Here is a 21,800-nt window from a genome sequence, read left to right on the forward strand (position 1 = left end):
AATAATGGCTGCTTTAACTATTGATAATGTAAAAAAACGCTATGGTGATCACGAAGTATTAAAAGGCATTGATATCGCCATAGATCGTGGTGAGTTTTTGATTTTAGTAGGGCCATCTGGTTGTGGTAAATCTACCCTGATGAACTCAATTGCTGGCCTTGATAATATTTCTGATGGCCGAATTTTAATTGATGGCAATGACGTTACTAACAGCGCACCAAAAGACCGGGATATTGCGATGGTGTTTCAGTCTTATGCGTTATACCCCAATATGAAGGTACGAGATAACATTGCGTTTGGTTTGGAAATGCGGGGTGTTTCTAAGCAGGAGCGTGCTCAAGAGGTAGAGCGAGTAGCGAAAATGTTGCAGATTGAGCATTTGCTTGATCGTAAACCAGCCCACTTATCAGGTGGACAGCGGCAGCGGGTAGCGATGGGACGTGCCTTGGCCAGAAAACCGCAAATTTATTTATTTGATGAGCCTCTCAGTAACCTAGATGCCAAGCTCCGGGTTGAAATGCGTACAGAAATTAAAAAACTGCACAAGCGTTTAGGCACCACTATTGTTTATGTAACTCACGATCAAATCGAAGCACTAACCTTAGCTGACCGTATTGCAGTTATGAAAGATGGTGAGTTACAACAGTTGGGCACGCCAAAAGAAATCTATGATGATCCAGCTAACCGATTTGTAGCTGGTTTTATGGGCTCACCAGGAATGAACTTTATTCCTGCGCAAATTGTGGAGTCTGATACAGGCTTGCAAATTGAAGTGAGTTATCAGGGGGGGCAACCACAGTTATTACCAGTGCCTGAGCGTTGCCAAGGGCTTTCAAGTTGGGTTGGCAAGCAAGTAATTTTAGGTATTCGCCCAGAGCAAATTACTGAGCCACTTCCTCATTTAGTATCAAAGCCACTTAATCGGACAATCTCATGTCCTATTCATGTTACTGAACCAATGGGGTCTGACACGTTAGTTATGTCAGAGCTAAATGGAGTGGAGATTTCTGCCAGAGTTTCCCCTGACTGTGATGCTCGACCAGATGCACTATTGGACTTAAGTTTTGATATGAGCAAAGCGGTGTTTTTTGATCCTAATACTGACGAACGTATTGATCACTAATTCCTTTCTAAGTATTGCACTAAAACTTATATTCTAAACATAAAAAAAGGCAAGCTATTACAGCTTGCCTTTTTTATGTTTAGAAACTGTTAGATAGCAACAATATTCTCAGCCTGAGGGCCCTTTTGGCCTTGAGTTACAGTGAACTCAACCTGTTGGCCTTCAGTTAGTGTTTTGAAGCCAGAACTCATGATTGCACTAAAGTGTGCGAATACATCAGGTCCAGATTTTTGCTCAATAAATCCAAAACCCTTTGATTCGTTGAACCATTTAACTGTGCCAGTAGTTACATTAGACATAAAATTAATATCCTGTAGATAAAGTATAAGGGTGCCCATATAAGGCATGCATAGCGGGAAAAACAGACTTAGATTTAGAAACTACAGGACGAAGAACAGCTAAGATGCAACGAAATGAAGAGTATAAACAATAGGCTAACTTTCAAGCTATGGCTATAGTATAGACCACAGTGCTGAAAGTCAAACAGCTTATCAATATATTTGGGGTTTTATGTTAAATACCGCCAAGGGGGTAGTTCACTGGTAAAATAAGTCTCCACCAAACATAGGCAGAGCTTATATGCTATTTTTAGTTAATAGTAATTAAATTTACATTCGCTATGCCTATTCTGCTTATCCTTTTAAGGATAATTTTGATTTATATCTTTTCTGTCTGTTCTATGGCTATGGCAGAGAAGGAACATGATTATTTATTAGCGACTGAGCCTTGGCCTCCTCATTTTGGTCCAAAGCTGCCCGATGAAGGTTACTTTGCTGATATTATCTATCAGGCTTTTCAACAAGTAGGCAAAACCGCAGGCATTTTATATACATCATGGAATAGAGCTTTTGAGTTAGGCAAGAAGGGCAAATACGATGGGTTGGTTGGAGCTTTTTATGCCAAAGAACGAGAAAAACTGTTTAGCTATTCAAAACCTATATCAAGTAGTAACTTGGTTTTTTTTCAAAAAAAGGGAGAGCAGATAAGCTATAACACCCTGAGAGACTTATCTCCATATCGAATCGGTACTGTTAGAGGTTACCACTATACAGATGAGTTCAATAAAGCTGACTACTTGCAAAAGCTGGAAGAGGTCCATACTGAGCGAAACATAAATTTACTGTTAATTGGTCGATTAGATCTTATTGTGGCAGAAGAGAAGGTAGCTCAGTATCTGCTTAAAACAAAATTTAAAAATAAAAATTTGGATGTAGATATATTGGATAAGCCATTAGTAACCCACAAACTATTTTTAATGATACCTAAAGAATCCCATAAGCATGATAGTGTATTAGCTGACTTTAATCGGGGTTTTAGTTTACTGATGCAGCAGGGAAAGGTAAGAGAAATAATGAAAAAACATGGCTGGGATGTTAATGAATCTAAATAATGGGTAAAGAAGGGAAAGTATGATGGTATTTTAGGTGGGTTTTATAAAAAAGAGCGAGAAGAGTATTTTTTGTACTCAACGCCTATTTCGAAGTCAATTATGGCTTTATACACTAAAAAAGGTAGTGATGTACTCTTGGAGTATAAATCATTAGAAGAGCTTAAGGGGTATTTGATTGGAGTGGTTAGAGGCTATCACTATACTGATAGTTTTGCTGCAGCAAGCTATTTAACTAAATTGGAAGAGGTGCACAGTGAGGTGAATTTGAAATTACTTTATTTGAATAGAATACACATAATTGCAGGTAGTAGATTAGTGTTACACAATTTAACTGAAAGGAAATTTTCTGAATATAAAGGACAGCTGATTGAACTTAAACCACCTTTAAAAGAAAACAGTCTGTATGTGTTATTTGCTAAACAAGCAGAAAGAGCCAAAGTATTTCAGAAGGCCTTTGAGAAAGGACTTGTCAAGTTAAAGCAATCTGGAAAAATAGCCGAAATTATGGCAAAACACGGTTTTGCTGATATGGATGTTATCGGGTTGGAATAGTTTATATAAGGCAAAAAAAAGGGTACTAAAAGTACCCTCTAAAAAGTCCACAGGACTGAAAACAGCCTTGCACTTGGGAGCTTAAGTAAAATTTCCCATGATTCTCTAAACCAGTAAAAGTGATTATGGCTTTTACTAACTTAGAGAATTTTGTTACCCACTCTAACCACTTTCATGGTATTGGTGCCACCTTGGGCATTGGCATAGTCGCCCTTGGTGATAATTACCAGGTCGCCTTCATTAACAACATCTAGTGCTTTAAGTTTATCAATTGAGCACTGATTGACTTGAGCGTTGTCAATTTCATCTGTATCGAAAGGTACGGTAATGACCCCTCGATAGAGAGCAACCCGGTTTTGGGTGTCCTTACGGCGTGAAAAAGCAAAAATAGGTAAATGTGAGCGAATACGAGACATCAGCAGTGGAGTAGCGCCGCTTTCTGTCATTGCGATAATTGCTTTAACGCCTTGTAAGTGGTTGGCAATATACATAGCTGCCAATGCAATCGATTCATCTGTGCGCTGAAATGGCTCGTCAATTCGATGTTTGGATCGAAAAGCTAATGGGTGTTTTTCAGCGCCAATACACACATTATGTACTGCTTCGATGGTTTGTACTGGATATTGTCCTGCTGCGGTTTCAGCTGAAAGCATGACAGCATCAGTGCCATCTAAAACAGCATTTGCAACATCGGATACTTCGGCCCGAGTTGGCATTGGATTGCTGATCATCGACTCCATCATTTGAGTCGCCGTAATCGCAATTTTATTTAAAGTGCGAGCACGTTCAATAATATGTTTTTGTACTGCAACTAATTGGGCATTGCCAATTTCGACACCTAAATCACCGCGAGCAACCATTACTCCTTCAGACGATTTAATAATGCCATCTAAAATATCATCATCATTAACGGCTTCTGCCCGTTCAATTTTGGCAATTAAGCCTGCATTGGAGCCAGCTTCTTTTAAAAGTTGACGAGCTTCCTCCATATCTTCAGCAGAGCGTGGAAAGGAAACCGCTACATAATCGACGTCAATTTTTGCTGCAGTTTTTATATCCTGTTTATCTTTTTCGGTTAATGCTTTCGCTGATAAACCACCACCTTGACGATTAATACCTTTATTATTAGACAGTGGGCCACCAATAATGACTTTGGTGATAACCTCGTGAGCAGTGACACTTGTTACTTCAAGCTCAATACGGCCGTCGTCTAATAATAAAATATCGCCAGGTATTGAATCAGCGACTAGCGCTTTATATTCAATACCAACTCGCTCTTCAGTGCCTGCTTCTTTATCTAGCTTGGCATCTAAGATAAAAGTATCGCCATTTTTTAATTCTATCTTTTTGTTTTTAAACCGAGAAATACGAATTTTTGGCCCTTGTAAATCACCTAAAATTGCAACAAACGCTTGCTGACGGGCAGCTGCCTCACGAACCAGCTGGGCGCGTTCGATGTGGTCTTGGGCTTCTCCATGGGAGAAGTTTAAGCGAACAACATTAACCCCAGCTGCGATCATCTGCTCTAACGTTTTAATATCGCTAGAGGATGGACCAAGGGTTGCTACAATTTTAGTTCTGCGAATCATCAGATAATCTTCTACAGGCTATTGTTTAATTTATGCTGGCGCATTAATTAAAGCTAAGGTGTTATCGAGCATTCGATTAGAGAAGCCCCACTCGTTGTCATACCAAGCCATTACTTTTACTAGTTGGCCGTTTACCCGAGTTTGGGTAGAGTCGAAAGTGGCTGAGGCTGTGCTGTGATTAAAGTCGATAGACACCAATTTAATATCGTTATAATCAAGAATAGTTGAAGCTTCGCTTGCTGCTTTCATTATGCTGTTAACCTCTTCAATTGAGGTCGCACGGCTAGCAACAAAGTTCAAATCGACAAGTGAAACGTTAATCGTGGGTACCCGCACCGCTTGTCCGTCCAACTTGCCATTAAGTTCAGGCAACACTAACCCAACTGCAGCTGCAGCGCCGGTTTTAGTTGGAATCATTGATTGAGTGGCAGAACGTGCGCGATACATATCTGAGTGATAGACATCAGATAAATTTTGGTCATTGGTGTAGGCGTGTATAGTCGTCATCAGGCCTGACTCAATACCAATTTTGTCATTTAATGCTTTAGCAACAGGCGCTAAACAGTTGGTAGTACAAGATGCATTGGAAATAATTTGATGAGATTGGCGTAATATGTCGTGATTAACACCATATACGACTGTGGCATCTACATCTTTACCAGGCGCAGAGATAATGACTTTTTTGGCGCCTGCTTGCAGGTGAGCGGCCGCTTTCTCTCTACTGGTAAACAGGCCTGTGCACTCATAAACCACATCAACGTTTAATGAGCCCCAATCTAGTTTGGCCGGATCACGCTCTGAGCTGATACGAATGGCATCGCCATTGACCAGCATAGTATCGCCATCTGTTTTTACTTCACTAGCAAAGCGACCATGAACACTGTCAAAACGGGTTAGGTGGGCATTGATTTCTGCATCGCCTAAATCATTAATTGCAACGACTTGGATTTGGTCTCGATAGCCATTTTCGTACAGAGCACGCAAGACATTACGACCGATACGACCATAACCATTAATGGCAACACGAATGGTCATTTAAACCTCCTAACAAGCTGATACAAGCCACATTTACCATGTACTTTTGAAATAAGCGTTCACATAACAGGCGACTCTTGCCAAATTTATGAGAAAATAAAAAGAAGACTCTTATTCTGTTTGTTTGGTAATATTACAAATAAAAATTCCAGTTAACAAGCTGGAATGGTGAAATAAATTTATAAAGTTATGTAATATTACAATATTTGCTAGGAACCTGAGCCCATATTCGATGTTTCGGGAAAAAAGATGAGGAGGCCCCCATGCACCCAGTAGTAGATAATGTAACCCGCAGGGTTATCGAGAGAAGCCGTCGCTCTCGGCAAACCTACCTGCAAGCGATGGAGCATGCGGAGCAAAAGGGCCCTCATCGAGGGGTGTTGTCTTGTGGTAATTTAGCGCACGGCTTTGCTGCTTGCTCTGGAGGAGATAAGCAGGCACTTAAGATGATGAATCAGGCCAATATTGGGATTATTTCGTCATATAACGACATGTTGTCGGCCCACCAGCCTTTGGAAGTATTTCCTGAAATAATTAAACAAGCTGCCCATGACATTGGTTCAGTGGCTCAGTTTGCTGGTGGGGTACCCGCCATGTGTGATGGAGTGACTCAAGGCCAGCCGGGTATGGAGCTAAGCCTATTTAGTCGTGATGTAATTGCCATGGCTACTGCAGTAGCACTTTCCCACAATATGTTTGATGCAGCTCTGTGCTTGGGGGTATGTGACAAGATTGTGCCTGGCTTATTTATTGGTGCTTTACGCTTTGGTCATTTACCTGTGATATTTGTGCCCGCAGGCCCTATGCCATCAGGTTTACCTAATAAGGAAAAAGCCAGAATTCGCCAGTTGTTTGCTGAAGGTAAAGTGGGTAGGGAAGAATTACTTGAAGCAGAATCTCAGTCTTACCATGGCCCTGGTACTTGTACTTTTTACGGAACGGCTAATAGCAACCAGCTGCTAGTTGAAGTGATGGGCTTACACCTACCAGGAGCGTCCTTTGTTAACCCTAATACTCCGCTACGTGATGAACTGACAAAAGAAGCCACCCGACAAGCGGCTCGGATTACTGCATTAGGTAGTGATTTTACACCAATGTATCAGGTGGTATCTGAGAAGACGATTATCAATGCTGTGGTGGCATTGCTAGCGACAGGAGGTTCCACTAACCACACCATGCACTTGGTTGCGATGGCAGCAGCAGCTGGGGTAAAAATAACTTGGGATGATTTTTCAGAACTCTCTTCGGTGGTGCCTTTATTAACCAAGATATATCCCAATGGCCAAGCAGATATTAACCATTTTCAGGCAGCGGGTGGGATGGCCTTTTTAATTCGAGCGTTATTGGATAGTGGTTTGCTTCATGATGATGTCACAACTGTAGTGGGCAAGGGGCTTCGCCAATACACTCAAGAGCCTTTCTTAGATGGGGGTAAGTTAGTGTGGCGAGATGGAGTTAAAGAAACTCATGATGCTGAGGTGCTAAGACCTGCAACAAATCCATTTAGTCCGGAAGGTGGTTTAAAACTATTAAATGGCAATATAGGCCGCGGTGTTATTAAGGTATCTGCGGTCGCTAAAGAAAATCAAATAGTTGAAGCCCCCGTGGTAATTTTCCATGATCAAAATGATTTAGCAGAAGCATTTAAACGCGGAGAGCTGGAAAAAGACTTTATTGCAGTCGTACGTTTTCAAGGGCCACAGGCGATTGGTATGCCTGAACTACATAAATTGACGCCTTATTTGGGTGTATTGCAGGATAAGGGGTTTAAAGTTGCATTAGTTACTGATGGCCGAATGTCTGGTGCTTCTGGTAAAGTGCCGGCTGCTATTCATGTGTATCCTGAAGCTGCTCAAGGTGGTCCAATTGCTAAACTGCGGGAAGGTGATGTTGTGCGTTTAAATGCAGAAACTGGAGAGTTGACTGCATTAGTTGATGATAAAGAATGGCAGCAGCGTACAACAGTTGAGGTGGATTTATCCCCTTCTCACCAAGGCATGGGCCGAGAACTGTTTGGCCAAATGCGAGCGTTTGCTGGGGGTGCTGAGCAGGGCGCTTCAGTATTTGGTTTTGCGAATGAGGAAGTTAAATGAACCAGCCAGTTGTCGTTGGTGATATTGGGGGCACAAATGCCCGGTTTGCCATGGTGTTAGATGGGGGGGTGCAGCCAGAGTTAATCAAAGTGCTTCCCTGCGTAGACTATAACAATATGCCAGATGCATTAGCTGATTATTTAGTATCGGTGGGCAAGCCAGATATCAAGCAAGCTTGTTTATCCTTTGCTTGCCCTATCCACCAAGACCGAATCAAAATGACTAATAACCATTGGGATTTTTCTCAGTTAGCCGTGCAGCAGCAATTTGGTTTTGATTCATTTAAGGTAATTAACGATTTCACTGCACTTGCCTTATCAGTCCCGTATTTAACTAACGATGAATTAATGCAAATAGGCGGCGGTGAACCTGTTGCTCATAAAACTAAATTGGTGATTGGCCCAGGTACGGGGCTAGGGATGGGGGGATTAGCTTCAACCAGTAGTGGTTGGTTAGCATTATCCGGAGAAGGCGGTCATGTGGATTTCGCCCCCCGTAACCGTTTTGAAATGGATATTCTGGAGTTTTTCTTAAAAAAATACCCACGAGTATCAGTTGAAAGACTGCTTTGTGGTGCCGGTTTAGTGGATTTATATGAAGCCCATTGCCAATTAAATAGTGTGCCTGTTAAACAGCAATCAGCAGCTGATATATCATCTATAGCACTAAGTGATGAAAACTCAATAGAGCATCAAGTACTAGCCCATTTCTGTAATTTGCTGGGTGCTGTTGCAGGCAATGCAGCACTTACCCTGGGAGCTGAAGGTGGGGTTTATATTATGGGGGGCATTATTCCACGCGTTAAAGATTTTTTTGCTGCGAGTCAGTTTAGGCAATCTTTTGAAAATAAAGGGCGGTTACAAAGCTACGCAGAAAAAATTCCTACCTATTTAGCATTAAGTGAATATCCTGGGTTAATTGGTGCAGCAGCTGCACTTAATAATAGTTATATTGCTTGATTAAAGGTGTCCTACAGTTTGTGTTAGCCCAGAAAAGCTTATCTTCAGGGCTAATATACCCTTCGTGAATTATTTATATAAATGCCTTTCTGGCATTTCCTTCGGCCAGCTTTGTTATCTTCGTTTCTAATCACCAAAGATGGTGTGAATACAGTTTATCAAAACTCCTGAAAATATAAGTAGTGGTATCAAAAAGGTTTCGTATTTATTTTTGAGGTATGCTGTATTATTGTAGTTCTGTTTATAGCTTAGTCTGCCTTAGCAAAAAAGTGCTAGAGCTACTTGGTTGGCTTAAAAGGCAACTAAAATACTATAAGATGGGAAGTAAATGGATAAACAGCTATTGTAGTTGAAAGGATGTTTATTATTGGTGAAACAACACCCCTCCCCTGAAGTGGTATATACCCATACCCAATATAGTCAAAGCAATAACTAAAGACTTAATCGTTTGAGTGCCAATTTATTACTAAGTAAAAGTTGTCGTACAGCTATACAAGAAAATAATGAAATTTTATTAATTGGTAAAGGGAGTTCTAGAAAAACAAAGAGACTTTTATAGTGACTGCTAGCTAACTTTTTGGATAAAAAATAGTCAACCTGTTTTTAAGTTGATTTTGTCTGTTATTGAAAAGTCAATGTCTTGAATAAGTATGAGCAAGAAATCATTAAGTTAGCTAATTACGCATGTTAGTCCCAAAAAACTAGTTGGCATAATATAAGAAGGTTAATGTGTTAAAAAATAATCAACTAATTGCGCATCAAGTCTTTTTTACGTTTAAAGATGGTATCGATTGGAACTCTGATCTAGCAAGAAAAGCTGAGCAAACGACTAAAAATCATATTAATGAAATTGAGCAAATACATGGTTGGTATTGTGGTAGAAGTACAGTTGATAGAGCCCAATCTGTAGACTTTAGTCTAATAGGTTTTTTTAAAAGTTACAGTGACTTAGATGAATATATGGTTCATCCTGACCATCAAAAAGGGGTTCTCATGTGGCGAAACATAAGTACATGGAAGGTATCTGATATTCTAATTGATACAGATCAATTGAAGTTAATAGTAAATACAATGTCATTAGTAAATGAAGGGAAATAGCATTTAGATGAACAGTAAGAATATAAGTGTGTTGTACATTGTTGCTGCGGCAATGATTTGGAGTACATCATACGCACTAACAAAAATGATATTGCCTGTTGTTCCTGCAATGATGATAGGGGCTATTAGATTTGCGCTAGCAACAGTTATTTTAGGTGCTATCACAGCAAACGCAAGAAAGAAATTAAACTTAAGTAGTAAAGAAAAAAATCAAATTTATCTTGCTGGGATGGTAGGAGTATTTATATATTTCGCATTAGAAAACTATGGTGTGCTGTATGCTACAGCAAGTGATGCAACGTTAATTGTTGCATCGTATCCAATTTTATCATTAATAGCTGAATGGATATTTAAAAAAGGCGATTTTAATAAAATAAAACTAACGGGCATGATAATTGCCATAGCTGGTGTTGTACTTATAGTAACAAGTGAGTCAACAAATGTTGTTATAAACAGGTCGTTAGGAATAGTTTTATTGTTTTTAGGTGGTGTAGCATGGACTGCCTATAATATGTTGGCCTCAAATACAGCAAAGAAATCATATAGCCCACTCATAATCATCTATTATCAGTGTCTTGCTGGAGCTATTGGGTTTGTACTTGCAAGTGTAACTGAAATAAATAGTTTAAAAGAGGTTTCACTGACAGAGGTTTCAGTATTGGCTTATTTGGCTGTTTTTTGTTCAATAATTGCGTTTGTCTTATATAATGCAGGCTTAAAAAATGTTACTTCTGCCAATGCTGTTAACATTTTAAATTTAGTGCCAGTATTTGGTTTGTTTTGGGCAGTTGTTATAGCAAAAGAAACCGTAACAAGTATACAGCTAGTAGGCTGTATGATAGTCATTCTTGGTGTATACCTAAGTGTTTATGTTGGTGAAGCCAGGGGAGTTAGTAAATTTACAGAAGCAAAGTTAGTAAAGGATAATGCATGAAATTTGATCCAAGTATTCATAAAAGTGTTATCGTTATAAATGAAGCGTTACCCTTAGGGCTAGCAATGAATGCATTAAGTGTAATAGGAGTATCATTAGGTAGAACACTTGATGGGATTGTAGGGCCAGATATATATAGCAAGGATCAATTTATGTATCCTGGCGTTATTAATAGTCCGCTGCCAATTCTAAAGGCCTGTCAATCTACACTTAATTCTATTCATGCAACTTTTGCAAATAATCAAGATGTGCTGCTAACCCCTTTTTCTTGTTTAGCGCAGTCTTGTCGTACTTATGATGAATATGAAAATAAACTTTCCAGTGCAAATAGTGATGAACTAGAGTTATCAGGTATTGGAATTGTTGGTCTTAAAAAACAAGTAAATAAGTATACTGGTAGTTTGTCGTTGTATAAATAAAGGTGAAGTAAAGTGTATTCCAGTTTTCGCCCAGAATTGCATGAAAGATCATTAGCTTATCTAAAGACTATAAGAAAATATCTTGATGGTCTTATATCGAAAGAAGAGCTGGATGAGCTACGATCCAATCAGCTCATGTCTGTGCTTGAATATGTTAAAAAAGGATCTCAATTTTATAAAGAAAGGTTAAAAGATATTTCTTGTATAAAAGTAGGCACAGAGCTTGACCAATATATATCCCAATTGCCCTATACAACTAAGGATGACTTAAGGAAAGCTAGAGAAACAATTTCTTCGCAGAGACTGAGTGATGCCTGGGTATACTATGAAACAACTGGAACAACTGGGCCTGCAACACCATGCCCGCGCAATGAAGAGGATTCGTTGGTTAATAATGCTTTTTTAGCTTTGCAATATGAGAATATTTTTCAAAAAGAAAATGGTTCTCATATTGTAGGTGTTATGGGGCCAACAGAGCTTCACTCTACTGGCGATACATTTGAAGATGTTTTTCGTAGCCTAGGACATACAGTAGTAAAAATGTGGCCGCGCTCACCAGTGGTTGGATTGCATAGAGTTATCAGGCTGATAAAAGAGCTTAAAATTACAGCGCTTGTTTGTACACCTGCAGTAGCTTCTGAAATAGTAAAACATGGTATCAAAAATGGAGTTGATGTTAAGCGGTTAGGTGTTGAAGTTATACTGGTATTAGGTGAGTTGATTACCCCTAATAGGCTAAGAAATTTAGGAACTGCATGGGGAGCGAAAATATATAATTGTATGTATGCTTCTCAAGAGACTTCCATATTAGCGGCTGCCAATCAAAATAATGAGCTAGAAACAATTCCACTAAATAACTATTATGAATTATTAAATCCATTTACTGATGAGAAGCTTTCTATTGGTGAAAAATCAGTATCAGGTGAGTTGGTTGTTACTCATTTATACAAAGGCCATAAACCTCTCATTAGATATCGAACTGGTGACATGCTTAAGAGTAGGTTGTCAAACAAAAGTGGGAGCTGGATTATTGAGCCTATTGGTCGAGTAAAAGATATTTTGACTATTAATAATCAGAAAGTTTATGCGTTTGATTTAGAGAATTTAATTTTCGAAGAGTTAGAGCATTGCTATGAATATTTTGTAGAAATTGATAGTGATGGTTTGAATGATTCGTTGTCTATTATTCTTGAGGAATGTAAAGAGCTTGAAGATAAAAAATTACTTGGCCTTATAGAAAAAAAACTGGTAGAAAAACTTGATGTAAAAGTAAATATTAATGTAGGAAATGTAGGTAATTTAATTGGTACTGGAGCAATGGTTAGCTGGAAGGCAGCAAGAATTAAAGACAATAGAGAGAATGCTGTTAACAGTGAGCGTAAAGTAGCATTAGATATTGCTTTAAAAAGGGTTGAAGTATGAGTGCATTAATACATGATACCTCGGCACCAAAGGCAAGCTGGATTGTTTATTCTGATGGTGACTTTAAAAAACTTGATGAAGTGAACTTTTACACAAATAATCAAGCTTTAAACTATGGTACAGGCGTATTTGAAGGAATACGTGCTTATTGGTCTAGTAGTTCTAGTCAGTTAAACTTGTTTAGAGTTGAAGAGCACTATGTTCGACTTATTGAATCGGCAAAGGCACTCAAAATTGATTTAGGTCTAACAATTAATGATTTAGTAGAGATTACAATAGAATTAATTAAAATAAATAACTTTAAACAAGATATTTATATTAGACCTATGGCACTAAAAAAATCATTAATGCCAGGTGAAAAATTTGGGGTAAAACTAAGTGGGGTTAGCTCAACTCTATGTATAAATGCCATGCCTATGGGGCAATACGTTAATTCCTTAGGTATAAACTGCTTACTGTCAAGCTGGCAAAGGGTATCTAAAGAAGCTATTCCATCATATGCGAAGATCACAGGATTGTATGTTAACTCTGCACTAGCATATGAAGAAGCTCGTGAGGAAGGGTTTGATGATGCGATTATGCTAAATAGCCAAGGTGATTGTACAGAGGCTACAACATCAAATGTTTTTATCGTAAGTAATGATACTGTTAAAACACCACCTCCTAGTGCAGGATTACTTAATGGTATAACAAGACAGTCAGTCTTTGAATTATGTTCTTACCTAGGTATAAGCTGTATTGAATCAAATTTAAATAAGCAAGATTTACTAGCTGCTGATGAGTGCTTTTTGACTGGAACTGGAGTTGAGATATTACCTGTTATTGGGCTTAATCAGAAAAAATTTGGAGATAGTGCAGGAAGGATGACTACAAAAATATCTGAATTATATGATGATATTAAGAAAAATCGTGTATCCTCATTTAGTCATTGGATTACACCTGTGTATTAGTAGGTTCTATTTTATTTAGAATAAAGTTGTAGGGAAGCAGTAAAAGTGAAAAATGTATTTTTAAATTTTAAAAAAACTACCTATGATACTATTAATTTAGCGACTTTAGGGCCAAAGGGAACTAGTAGTGAAAGATCTGCAGTTCATTTTGGACATTTACTTGTTAGCTCAAAAATAACCAGTGACTTTAAAATTCACTTATGTGATACATATGAGCATGCTAACAGGCTACTACTCAATCAAACTTGTGAAGCCTTGGTAGTGGCAAATGCTTATCATGGAATAAGTGAGTTTTATATGGATAGTAGCTTAAACTTATCTGCAGCTTTTTTAAAAAATACGCCGAATTATGGAATAGCAACAAATGTGGGCAATCCAAAAAGAGTATTAAGGATTGCTACTCATCCAGCACCAACAGTATTAATTAATGAGTTGCTACCCTCTGGCTATAGTATTGAAAACATTGAGTTTAAAAGCTCTACCAGTTCAGCTGCAATTTCTGTTGTCAATGGTGAAGTTGATGCAGCTTTAACGACAGAAGTAGCTGCTAAACTACACAACTTAAGGTTTATATCCAATATTAGGCCAATCCAAATGCTTTGGTCAGTTTTCACAATGTCTGACAATAGTAGCATTAAGTCTTATCAAAGTGAATAGATAATTAATCAAAAAAGTAAAACCCTTATATTAGAATTGCTTAAATAATGTTTGAATTATTTGAGTAGGATATAGTTTTATTGCATTGTCGTTATAATATTCAAGGATACAAAATAATGAAAGAGTTTAAACAACATACCTTAGAAAGTGCGCCCGAAGGTAGTAAGCCATTACTATCAAGCTCAATTGCTAACTTTGGTTGGATACCAAACCAAAGTGCTATTATGGCAGAAGCGCCTACCTTGCTAGAAGCTTACCAGAAAGCCCATGACCTTTTTATTGAAAGTTCTCTAAATGATACAGAAATGGCTGTAGTATGGATTTGTATGGGGATGGAGCATAATTGTGACTATACTATTAAAGCTCATGAATATATCGCTAGAAAAAGTGGTGTTGATGAAAATTATTTTCATGCATTAAAATATGGGGAGCCTTTACCTGAAAAGCTGGAAGCGCTGAGAAAATTTACAGTTAAGCTGGCTAACTGCCAAGGACGTGTGCTCCCAAGTGATGTAGAAACCTTCATGAAGGCAGGTTTTTCTCGGGCTCAAGTGTTTGAAGTGATTTTAGGCGTATCACAGAAAACAATGTCTAATATTATGAATAATATTGTAGATACGCCAGTAGATGAAGTATTTAGTAATGGGATTTAAATACTAGTTTTATTTGGTGTTAGTAATGATATACATAAATTCTGATCAAGTTCATTCACTATTGACGGTAGAAGAAACTATAAGACTAAGTGAAGCTGCGTATTTGATTCAATCAAGCGATAGTCTAGTTCAGCCACTTAGAAATATAGTCAATGGTGAGAGCAATGGAATAATGGGTACAATGCCTGTTTTTATTAAAGAAGGAAAATATAAGGGATTTGGAGTTAAGTCGGTTTCTGTTAAGTTTAATCGTGAAAATCATAGCAAGCCCTCTCATATGGGAGCTATTCTAGTTTATGATGAACCTGAAGAATCATCATTTTCAATAGTTGATGCTGGAGCAGTAACAGAAGTACGTACTGCTGCAGCAACGGCTGTTGCTACTGATATACTAGCTGATCCAAAAGCAAGTAAGCTCGCTATTATAGGAACTGGTGTACAGGCTCGGGCACACCTTAAGTCTATTGCCTCTGTGAGACCTATTAAAAGTGTATGGGTATGGGGAAGAAGCAAAAGTAAGGTAATAGACTTTATGGAATGGGCTAAGAATACTATGAATATTGACGTTAGCCCTAAGGAAACACCAAGCTTAGCGGTGCAAAATGCAGAAATCATTTGTACTACAACATCATCAAATGAAGCCATTTTGCAAAATAGTGATTTACCTGAAGGTGTGCATGTTAATGCCATTGGTGCGTCAGCGTTAGGGTTTCGTGAGTTAGATGAAAAGATCTACAAAGACTCATTATTGTTTACTGATTGTAATAAAGCTGTTTTGGCTGCCTCTAGTTCAGTAAATGATGCAGTGAAAAAGGGCTATCTGGTTTCACCAAACATTGGAACTGAGATTGGCAGCCTAATAAGTAAAAAATGGGTGAGGCCTAAAAAGGTGACAACTGTATTTAAGTCAGTAGGGCTCGCTGTACAAGATGTCGTCATCGCGCGCTACCTTATCCGAAAGTACTTAAAAATACTGTCTTCGTGATTATAGTTGTAAGAGGAATATTGTATAAAAACTTTTAGTTAATTAAGAGTGCAGGAAGCACAAGCAGGAGATAGATATGGATATCAAAGGCCACTTTATACTGATGGCGGCTTACAATCTGCGTATGAACCAGCAGGTTATTAGCGCCTCTAAAACATTAAGTAATCATGAGCTTAATGAAAATCGAGGTGCTTTTTTTAATTCTATTATTGGAACTTTTAACCATATTTTTGTGGCTGATTTAATATGGTTAACAAGGTTTTCAATAAATTTTGAGCACTATAGCTTCTTATCTGATAGTTTGATTGAATATAAAACACCAAGCTTACTCGATGAAATTTTATTTCATCATATTAGATATTTTAGTATTAATAGAAAAAGATTGGATTTATTAATACAGAAATGGATGTCAGAAGATGTGAAAGAAGATGATTTTCATAGGTCTATTCAGTATATAGATACAGAAGGTAAAAAATGTGAGCGAAATTTTGCGGAACTGCTTTATCATCTATTTAATCATCAAACACATCATCGAGGCCAATTAACTACTATATTAAATCAGTCAGGAATAGATGCTGGTGTTACAGATTTTTTAGTTGAAATTCCCGATACCTATGATGTATATAGCTAGTGCGTAGTGGTATATAATAGCTAACGTAGCTGTTGTATGCCTATCGTGAAGCAGATTTAACTTTTGTTGTTGTCCCCGTTCCTTCTCCAACTATCTATTTCAATAGACTTATGTGGACAGTCTACTACTGTAAGATTTGCAGTAGCTGCTTTAATTGATAAAAGAATTACTCATGATAAGTATAGATATTAGTCAAATGTCATTTTTTGTCATAATTGGTCCTCTGAAAGTCATGAAATGATATAGTGTCTTGGTATATGTTTGTGAATGTAAATCTAATAAATATTTGAGTTATATATTATTTTAGGTAAATGTCACTTCATAGTACGGAGAATGGTTATGAGTGAAAACTTGTCAGCTATATTTGAAAGGAAAAACTGTAATATAGAATATTTAATAACACAACTTCTTCAGGATGATAAATTTGATGTTGCTGGTAAGCTAGAGAATGAGCTAATTTCTTTGAAGCTTAAAGGGAAGTTAAGAGAAGACATAACTATAGAATGGGCGTTATTAATGATTGGTTCAGTAGTAACAGTAGCGAGAAGTTGCTTAAATTTGAGAAATTTTGAGTTAGGTGTTGCAGAAAACTTAACATTAAATTGTATTTATTCAATATTGATAAATGATGCAGGATCTAGTTAATCATACTTATATTGGCGGTTGTTGTATAAGTATTTATACGCTATAAGTTTGGAGGTTGTTGAAATAAAAGTTACATTTATGTAACGTTGATTAATAGGTCTCTTGAGTCTCATAGAAAATTTTTTCTAATTATTTGTAGAGTTGGGTGGATTATTGTGAAAGAAAGATTGGTCTTGTTGTTCATTGGTTTAATTTTGCTAAGTGGATGTAGTGGACAATGGATAAGAAATGCAGTTGGTGGTCTGCCAAAGGGGGTATATACGTTTTATGCTTATAAGGATGGACAAGTTATTGCGTCGGAAGAACACCATATCGAAGATAAGTTTAATCTTGGTAGCAAAATTACCAAAATGTGTGAAAAATACCCGGCGGCTGATCTTGCAAAAACCAAAAATCCTGATGGCAAATTTGTAAGTAAATATTCTTGTAATGCTAATTAGACTAGTGCTTGTTTTATAAAAAATAGTGGTGCATATATATGCACCACAAGATTTATTTTAGCTTAACTAAACCATTCATTACTTGCTCTAATCCTCCATATACATTCAGTTGGTCAATTTTTTCTGCTACTTTTTCCAGTGACTCCAGCTCTTTCAAGCGCAGTAAAGTGGGGTTGCCTTCCATAACTTTTGCGGTGTTTTGCAAGCTACGGGTAGCAGCTGTTTCTTCCCGACGCTTGATGCTGTTAGCTTCTGCCGATTTTTGGGCATTAACCACCTGATTAAGAATTTCCTTCATCTCGCCAGGTAAGATAATGTCTTTTATCCCCAGCTGACCAAGTTCTATCCCAATAGATGATAAGTGCTCTACAGATTGTTTTACTAGCAGCTGGTTTACCTGCTCTTTATCCATTAACAAGTCATCTAAGTTCCGTGTTCCTATTGCTTCTCGCAATGCTAGCTGTAAGGTACGGTAAATAAATTCATTAACATTGTTAACGCTTTCAAAAGCCGTTACCGCATCTAATATACGATAGTTAGCGTTTAGATTAATCCGCACACTAACCCTGTCTTTAGTTAATATTTCCTGCCCACTGACTTCCACTGTTTGCCAGCGTAAATCAAACTGTTTTATGTCCAGTTGGCGACCAAAAGGCCAGTAAGCGTGTAGCCCAGTATTTAGGGTGCTTACTAATTGACCGTCTTGCAGTAGCAGGCCGATATGCTGCTGGTCAATAGAGGTTGTTAACCACTGTCCGCTTAAGTACAGGCGTAAGCTATCTAGCAATGGTTTGGGTACTCGAAAATCGTTTCTGATATCAACCAAGTCAAGCTCCCATACTTTATTTTGTTGCCATACAGCTATTTCAGTATTTGGTGCCAGTAACTGATTAAAACGACGTTGGCCATGTTGTACTTCATACAATAGTCCAACTTGCTGTGCTTGAGTTTTAAATAGCGCAATTTGTTCTGCAACAGCTGGAGTTTCTAACCAGTTTTCCTGCAATATATAATCAAGCTTTAACCCTTTGCGGGTATCCATCATGACTACTTCAATTTTGCGTTGATACTGCCAAACCCCAAACTCACCTTCACCTTGCAAATCGATAAGTTGACTGTCCACATAGATTAACGCAACAAACCCAGCATTAACCTTATGGGTAGTAACATTGCTGATATTAGCATTAATAACAACCTGTTCTTTGTTTGTTAATTGCCACAATAGCTCATCTTCAAGATAATAACTATTTTCGATATTGATAGTACGCACCTCAATATCATCTATATTTTTCCATAGATAGTGGGTAGTGGCCGGATTTAATAACTGGCAAAGCTGACCATGTTTATAAACTAACCCAACTTCAAATCGACCTAATTCCAGCTTATCGAAATGTTGTAAAAATGCTGGCTCTTTTAGCCATTGTTCTAGGCTGTTATGAGTGAAGCGTACTGATGCAGTACCAATCAACTCTACATCATCATATTGCCAAATAGGCAGATAATGTACGCCTGTCGATAGGACTTTGTTTAATCTTTTATCTTTAACAACAATTAGCCGCTCATTTTGTCCGACAACTATTTTCTTAAACACAATACATCTCCATTAAATCTAAATACCCTTAAAAGCAGGGCTTATTAGTCATGATGAGTATTGCTCAGTAGTTGATTGGCTACTAAACAGCGACTCATCATAACTAAAGAAGTTAGGGGCGGTTACTTGAATAGTGGTGGCTAAAGAATGGTTCGCTTACATTTGTACATCGCATGTGGTTGATCCACAGAATGTAACCCTGTAAGGAATGATTCAACAACGAACCAACTAATTAAATAACTGGTAACTTTTAATGCAGCTTAAGTCACCTCACTAAAACCGCCCTCTTTTTAGTGTTTGCTTCCTGCATTCACTTTTAGCTTTGGCAAGATTAGTGTTGTTATTTAATTAACCTAAACAGCGGTAAAAACCGCTAACTTCTATTTACATATAGACCACTTGTGTAGTCTTTTTGCATATATACAGCTTGAGAAGGAATCGAACCTTCTACCCATTGCTCCCTAAGCAACTGCTCTACCAAATGAGCTATCAAGCACTGGTTAAAAGCCAGTATGAATGGTGGTTTTTAGGGACTTGAACCCAGTTGTATGCCATATCATAAAAAACCCAATAAGATTCTTACGAACTTATGCCTTGAAAGGGCACTGTGTCTTGGGAAGCTTTGGTACAACTTACTTGAAACAAGAGTTACCAGGCTGGCTTTGGTTTGAAGCAAAAAACCAGACCCGCTAAAGCATTCCGCTTTGCACAGTCTTCATATAGCGATTAACGTGCCAACTTTGTGATTTTCTTTATTAGTAGTGCTGGAGGCATTGATATACAAGGTCTGGAAAGGATCGCCTGAGAGACCAGGATGAACTGTTGTCGCTGAAGTTTTGTTGTTGAAATATCTATATGGATATAATATTGATCTATATAAATAATACTCTAACAGTTAATCGGTAGGGCCAGGTAGCTGTAAGTACATGCAATACAAGCAAGCGAGGTTAGTGTGACGATTGAAAAAACAAACAAAACTAAGGTGGTAATTGGTTTGCTGGGTACAACGAAAGATCGTCGAGGTAAAGGAGCTAAGCGTTGGAGCAGCTGGCGGCCAACCGTGAGTATTTTTCAGCAAAAGGATTTTCAGTTAGATCGTCTAGAGCTGTTGCATCAGCCAAGGGATAAAAACCTGGCGACTAAGGTGTGTGAAGATGTGCAGGAGGTGTCTAGTCATACGACTTACAATTTATACTCTGTCCGTTTTGTTGACCCTTGGGACTTTGAAGAAGTTTATAGTGTGTTATTGGAGTTCTGTCAGTCTTACTCATTTAAGCCTGAAAAGGAAGACTACTATCTGCACATCACCACTGGGACCCATGTGGCACAGATTTGTTGGTTTTTGTTGTGTGAAGCGAATTATATACCTGCCCGTTTATTGCAGTCTTCTCCAGGAGTTAAAGACGAAGAAGGTAATGCGATTGGTACTTACTCAGTTATTGATCTGGATTTGTCTAAATATGATGCCTTAGCCCAGCGTTTTCAAAAAGAAGCTTTAGATGATCAATCTTTCTTAAAAAGTGGTATTCAAACTAAAAATAAAGCGTTTAACCAAATGATCGAGCAGATCGAAAAAGTCGCTGTTCGCAGCACAGCACCAATGTTAATTACCGGGCCGACCGGAGCGGGTAAATCGATGTTGGCGAAACGGATTTATCAGCTTAAACAGCAAAAAGGCTTGGTAGCCGGTGATTTTATTGCAGTTAATTGTGCAACCTTGAAAGGTGATAATGCTATGTCAGCATTATTTGGTCATATTAAAGGGGCATTTACTGGGGCACAAAATAAGCGGGATGGTTTATTGTTAGCAGCAAACCTTGGGTTGTTATTTCTTGATGAAATTGGTGAGCTAGGGTTAGATGAGCAAGCCATGCTGTTACATGCTATCGAGGAAAAAACATTCTATCCGTTAGGTAGTGATAAGCCTGTCCAAAGTGATTTTCAACTAATAGCTGGCACCAATAAAGATTTATATCAGGCGGTTGAAGAAGGAGGATTTCGTGATGATTTATTAGCCCGTATCAATTTATGGACTTATCAGTTGCCTGGCTTAGCTCAGCGTAAAGAAGATATTGAGCCAAACTTGAATTATGAATTACAGGAGTATGAGCGAAAAACGGCCCATAAAGCCAGTTTTAATCAACAGGCAAAGCAACAGTACCTAGCTTTTACTACATCTTCACAGGCCAGTTGGCGAGGCAATTTTCGTGATTTAAATGCCAGTGTACAACGAATGCTGACTTTAGCGGAAGGTGGAAGGATTAATGAAGAAATTGTGAGCCAGGAAGTTGAACGGCTTTCTCACCATTGGCAAATCAATCAGGCAAAGCTCAATCAAAAGAAGATCGACTTAGCGCATTATTTCAGTGAAGAGCAGTTAGCTGTAATAGACCTATTTGATCAGCTGCAATTACAACAAGTCATCGCTGCTTGTCAGCAACAGCCTTCGATATCAGCTGCAGGACGTGTGCTGTTTAACTATTCTCGAACACAAAAAGCATCTAGTAATGATAGCCACCGTTTAAGGGTTTATTTGTCTAAGTTTGGTTTGAGTTTTAGTCAGATTAGATCATAGTAGTTAATGAAGTTAACTTCGTTGTAATTGGGAAGGTAATAGTTTTAAAAGCTATTGCC

Annotated in this window: 20 protein-coding genes, 1 tRNA gene and 1 pseudogene; 17 read left to right on the plus strand and 5 right to left on the minus strand. The window is 38.1% G+C overall.

The genetic code is table 11. The features are described 5' to 3' along the window. The first annotated feature begins 4 nt into the window (after positions 1–4). Positions 5–1,123, plus strand: a complete 1,119-nt coding sequence (locus OQE68_RS14940; RefSeq protein ID WP_180570883.1) for an ABC transporter ATP-binding protein — start codon at positions 5–7, stop codon at positions 1,121–1,123. A gap of 89 nt (positions 1,124–1,212) precedes the next feature. Here the strand turns inward: OQE68_RS14940 and OQE68_RS14945 are convergent, their stop codons facing one another. Further along, on the minus strand, positions 1,213–1,422 hold the full coding sequence (locus OQE68_RS14945) for a cold-shock protein (RefSeq protein WP_180570884.1): 210 nt from the start codon (positions 1,420–1,422) through the stop codon (positions 1,213–1,215). Positions 1,423–1,808: 386 nt separating this feature from the next. On the opposite strand from OQE68_RS14945, the gene OQE68_RS14950 reads away from it, so the two are divergent. Together OQE68_RS14950 and OQE68_RS14955 are read left to right on the plus strand one after the other, a co-directional pair. Beyond that, entirely contained in the window at positions 1,809–2,513 is a 705-nt protein-coding gene (locus tag OQE68_RS14950) for a substrate-binding periplasmic protein (RefSeq protein WP_180570885.1), read from the plus strand. A 15-nt stretch (positions 2,514–2,528) separates the two neighbouring features. Then, positions 2,529–3,065, plus strand: a pseudogene (locus OQE68_RS14955) (substrate-binding periplasmic protein); the annotation flags it as partial. Positions 3,066–3,205: 140 nt separating this feature from the next. Here OQE68_RS14955 and pyk read toward each other — a convergent pair. Then, positions 3,206–4,654, minus strand: a complete 1,449-nt coding sequence (pyk, locus tag OQE68_RS14960; RefSeq protein ID WP_180570886.1) for a pyruvate kinase — start codon at positions 4,652–4,654, stop codon at positions 3,206–3,208. Between the two features lie 30 nt (positions 4,655–4,684). Further along, positions 4,685–5,689 (minus strand): type I glyceraldehyde-3-phosphate dehydrogenase, encoded by a 1,005-nt coding sequence (gap, locus tag OQE68_RS14965; RefSeq protein ID WP_180570887.1) that lies wholly within the window; start codon positions 5,687–5,689, stop codon positions 4,685–4,687. A 263-nt stretch (positions 5,690–5,952) separates the two neighbouring features. Between gap and edd the strand changes: the two genes are divergently transcribed. The 13 genes from edd (at position 5,953) to OQE68_RS15030 (ending at position 17,575) form a co-directional block, all read left to right on the plus strand. After that, the gene (gene edd / locus OQE68_RS14970; RefSeq protein WP_180570888.1) at positions 5,953–7,782 is read left to right on the plus strand and encodes a phosphogluconate dehydratase; all 1,830 of its coding nucleotides are present in this window, start codon (positions 5,953–5,955) and stop codon (positions 7,780–7,782) included. After that, positions 7,779–8,741, plus strand: coding sequence for a glucokinase (gene glk, locus OQE68_RS14975; protein ID WP_180570889.1), 963 nt, complete (start codon positions 7,779–7,781; stop codon positions 8,739–8,741). The genes edd and glk overlap by 4 nt, the downstream gene beginning before the upstream one ends. 729 nt (positions 8,742–9,470) lie before the next feature. Next, positions 9,471–9,839, plus strand: a complete 369-nt coding sequence (locus OQE68_RS14980; RefSeq protein WP_180570890.1) for a Dabb family protein — start codon at positions 9,471–9,473, stop codon at positions 9,837–9,839. A gap of 7 nt (positions 9,840–9,846) precedes the next feature. Beyond that, positions 9,847–10,773: a DMT family transporter gene (locus tag OQE68_RS14985; RefSeq protein WP_180570891.1), complete on the plus strand. Its 927-nt coding sequence runs from the start codon at positions 9,847–9,849 to the stop codon at positions 10,771–10,773. Further along, positions 10,770–11,192: a DUF2000 domain-containing protein gene (locus tag OQE68_RS14990; protein WP_180570892.1), complete on the plus strand. Its 423-nt coding sequence runs from the start codon at positions 10,770–10,772 to the stop codon at positions 11,190–11,192. The genes OQE68_RS14985 and OQE68_RS14990 overlap by 4 nt, the downstream gene beginning before the upstream one ends. Before the next feature lie 12 nt (positions 11,193–11,204). After that, positions 11,205–12,614 (plus strand): phenylacetate--CoA ligase family protein, encoded by a 1,410-nt coding sequence (locus tag OQE68_RS14995; RefSeq protein WP_180570893.1) that lies wholly within the window; start codon positions 11,205–11,207, stop codon positions 12,612–12,614. Continuing rightward, positions 12,611–13,564, plus strand: a complete 954-nt coding sequence (locus tag OQE68_RS15000; protein WP_180570894.1) for a branched-chain amino acid transaminase — start codon at positions 12,611–12,613, stop codon at positions 13,562–13,564. Before OQE68_RS14995 ends, OQE68_RS15000 begins: the two co-directional genes overlap by 4 nt. Positions 13,565–13,609: 45 nt before the next feature. Then, complete coding sequence (locus OQE68_RS15005; protein WP_180570895.1) at positions 13,610–14,221, plus strand: type 2 periplasmic-binding domain-containing protein; 612 nt, start codon at positions 13,610–13,612, stop codon at positions 14,219–14,221. Positions 14,222–14,337: 116 nt separating this feature from the next. Next, on the plus strand, positions 14,338–14,874 hold the full coding sequence (locus OQE68_RS15010) for a carboxymuconolactone decarboxylase family protein (protein ID WP_180570896.1): 537 nt from the start codon (positions 14,338–14,340) through the stop codon (positions 14,872–14,874). A gap of 25 nt (positions 14,875–14,899) precedes the next feature. Continuing rightward, positions 14,900–15,859: an ornithine cyclodeaminase family protein gene (locus OQE68_RS15015; protein ID WP_180570897.1), complete on the plus strand. Its 960-nt coding sequence runs from the start codon at positions 14,900–14,902 to the stop codon at positions 15,857–15,859. A gap of 76 nt (positions 15,860–15,935) precedes the next feature. Then, positions 15,936–16,490 (plus strand): DinB family protein, encoded by a 555-nt coding sequence (locus tag OQE68_RS15020; protein ID WP_180570898.1) that lies wholly within the window; start codon positions 15,936–15,938, stop codon positions 16,488–16,490. 339 nt (positions 16,491–16,829) lie between these two features. After that, complete coding sequence (locus OQE68_RS15025; protein ID WP_180570899.1) at positions 16,830–17,135, plus strand: hypothetical protein; 306 nt, start codon at positions 16,830–16,832, stop codon at positions 17,133–17,135. Between the two features lie 155 nt (positions 17,136–17,290). Next, positions 17,291–17,575, plus strand: coding sequence for a hypothetical protein (locus OQE68_RS15030; protein ID WP_180570900.1), 285 nt, complete (start codon positions 17,291–17,293; stop codon positions 17,573–17,575). A gap of 52 nt (positions 17,576–17,627) precedes the next feature. Here OQE68_RS15030 and OQE68_RS30865 read toward each other — a convergent pair whose 3' ends face one another. Then, complete coding sequence (locus tag OQE68_RS30865) at positions 17,628–19,166, minus strand: slipin family protein (protein ID WP_266195684.1); 1,539 nt, start codon at positions 19,164–19,166, stop codon at positions 17,628–17,630. A gap of 423 nt (positions 19,167–19,589) precedes the next feature. Beyond that, positions 19,590–19,661 (minus strand) — tRNA-Pro (locus OQE68_RS15040). Between the two features lie 457 nt (positions 19,662–20,118). Between OQE68_RS15040 and rtcR the strand changes: the two genes are divergently transcribed. Beyond that, positions 20,119–21,741 (plus strand): RNA repair transcriptional activator RtcR, encoded by a 1,623-nt coding sequence (gene rtcR, locus OQE68_RS15045; protein ID WP_266195685.1) that lies wholly within the window; start codon positions 20,119–20,121, stop codon positions 21,739–21,741. Positions 21,742–21,800 lie beyond the last annotated feature (59 nt).

Origin of the sequence: Spartinivicinus marinus, assembly GCF_026309355.1 — a bacterium.
Taxonomy (GTDB): domain Bacteria; phylum Pseudomonadota; class Gammaproteobacteria; order Pseudomonadales; family Zooshikellaceae; genus Spartinivicinus; species Spartinivicinus marinus.

Excerpts from the sequence above, each read along its gene's own strand:
- OQE68_RS14940 (WP_180570883.1), top strand. The coding sequence starts at position 5 with ATGGCTGCTTTAACTATTGATAATGTAAAAAAACGCTATGGTGATCAC.
- OQE68_RS14945 (WP_180570884.1), bottom strand. The coding sequence starts at position 1,422 with ATGTCTAATGTAACTACTGGCACAGTTAAATGGTTCAACGAATCAAAG.
- OQE68_RS14950 (WP_180570885.1), top strand. The coding sequence starts at position 1,809 with ATGGCAGAGAAGGAACATGATTATTTATTAGCGACTGAGCCTTGGCCT.
- pyk (WP_180570886.1), bottom strand. The coding sequence starts at position 4,654 with ATGATTCGCAGAACTAAAATTGTAGCAACCCTTGGTCCATCCTCTAGC.
- gap (WP_180570887.1), bottom strand. The coding sequence starts at position 5,689 with ATGACCATTCGTGTTGCCATTAATGGTTATGGTCGTATCGGTCGTAAT.
- edd (WP_180570888.1), top strand. The coding sequence starts at position 5,953 with ATGCACCCAGTAGTAGATAATGTAACCCGCAGGGTTATCGAGAGAAGC.
- glk (WP_180570889.1), top strand. The coding sequence starts at position 7,779 with ATGAACCAGCCAGTTGTCGTTGGTGATATTGGGGGCACAAATGCCCGG.
- OQE68_RS14985 (WP_180570891.1), top strand. The coding sequence starts at position 9,847 with ATGAACAGTAAGAATATAAGTGTGTTGTACATTGTTGCTGCGGCAATG.
- OQE68_RS14990 (WP_180570892.1), top strand. The coding sequence starts at position 10,770 with ATGAAATTTGATCCAAGTATTCATAAAAGTGTTATCGTTATAAATGAA.
- OQE68_RS15000 (WP_180570894.1), top strand. The coding sequence starts at position 12,611 with ATGAGTGCATTAATACATGATACCTCGGCACCAAAGGCAAGCTGGATT.
- OQE68_RS15010 (WP_180570896.1), top strand. The coding sequence starts at position 14,338 with ATGAAAGAGTTTAAACAACATACCTTAGAAAGTGCGCCCGAAGGTAGT.
- OQE68_RS15015 (WP_180570897.1), top strand. The coding sequence starts at position 14,900 with ATGATATACATAAATTCTGATCAAGTTCATTCACTATTGACGGTAGAA.
- OQE68_RS15020 (WP_180570898.1), top strand. The coding sequence starts at position 15,936 with ATGGATATCAAAGGCCACTTTATACTGATGGCGGCTTACAATCTGCGT.
- OQE68_RS15025 (WP_180570899.1), top strand. The coding sequence starts at position 16,830 with ATGAGTGAAAACTTGTCAGCTATATTTGAAAGGAAAAACTGTAATATA.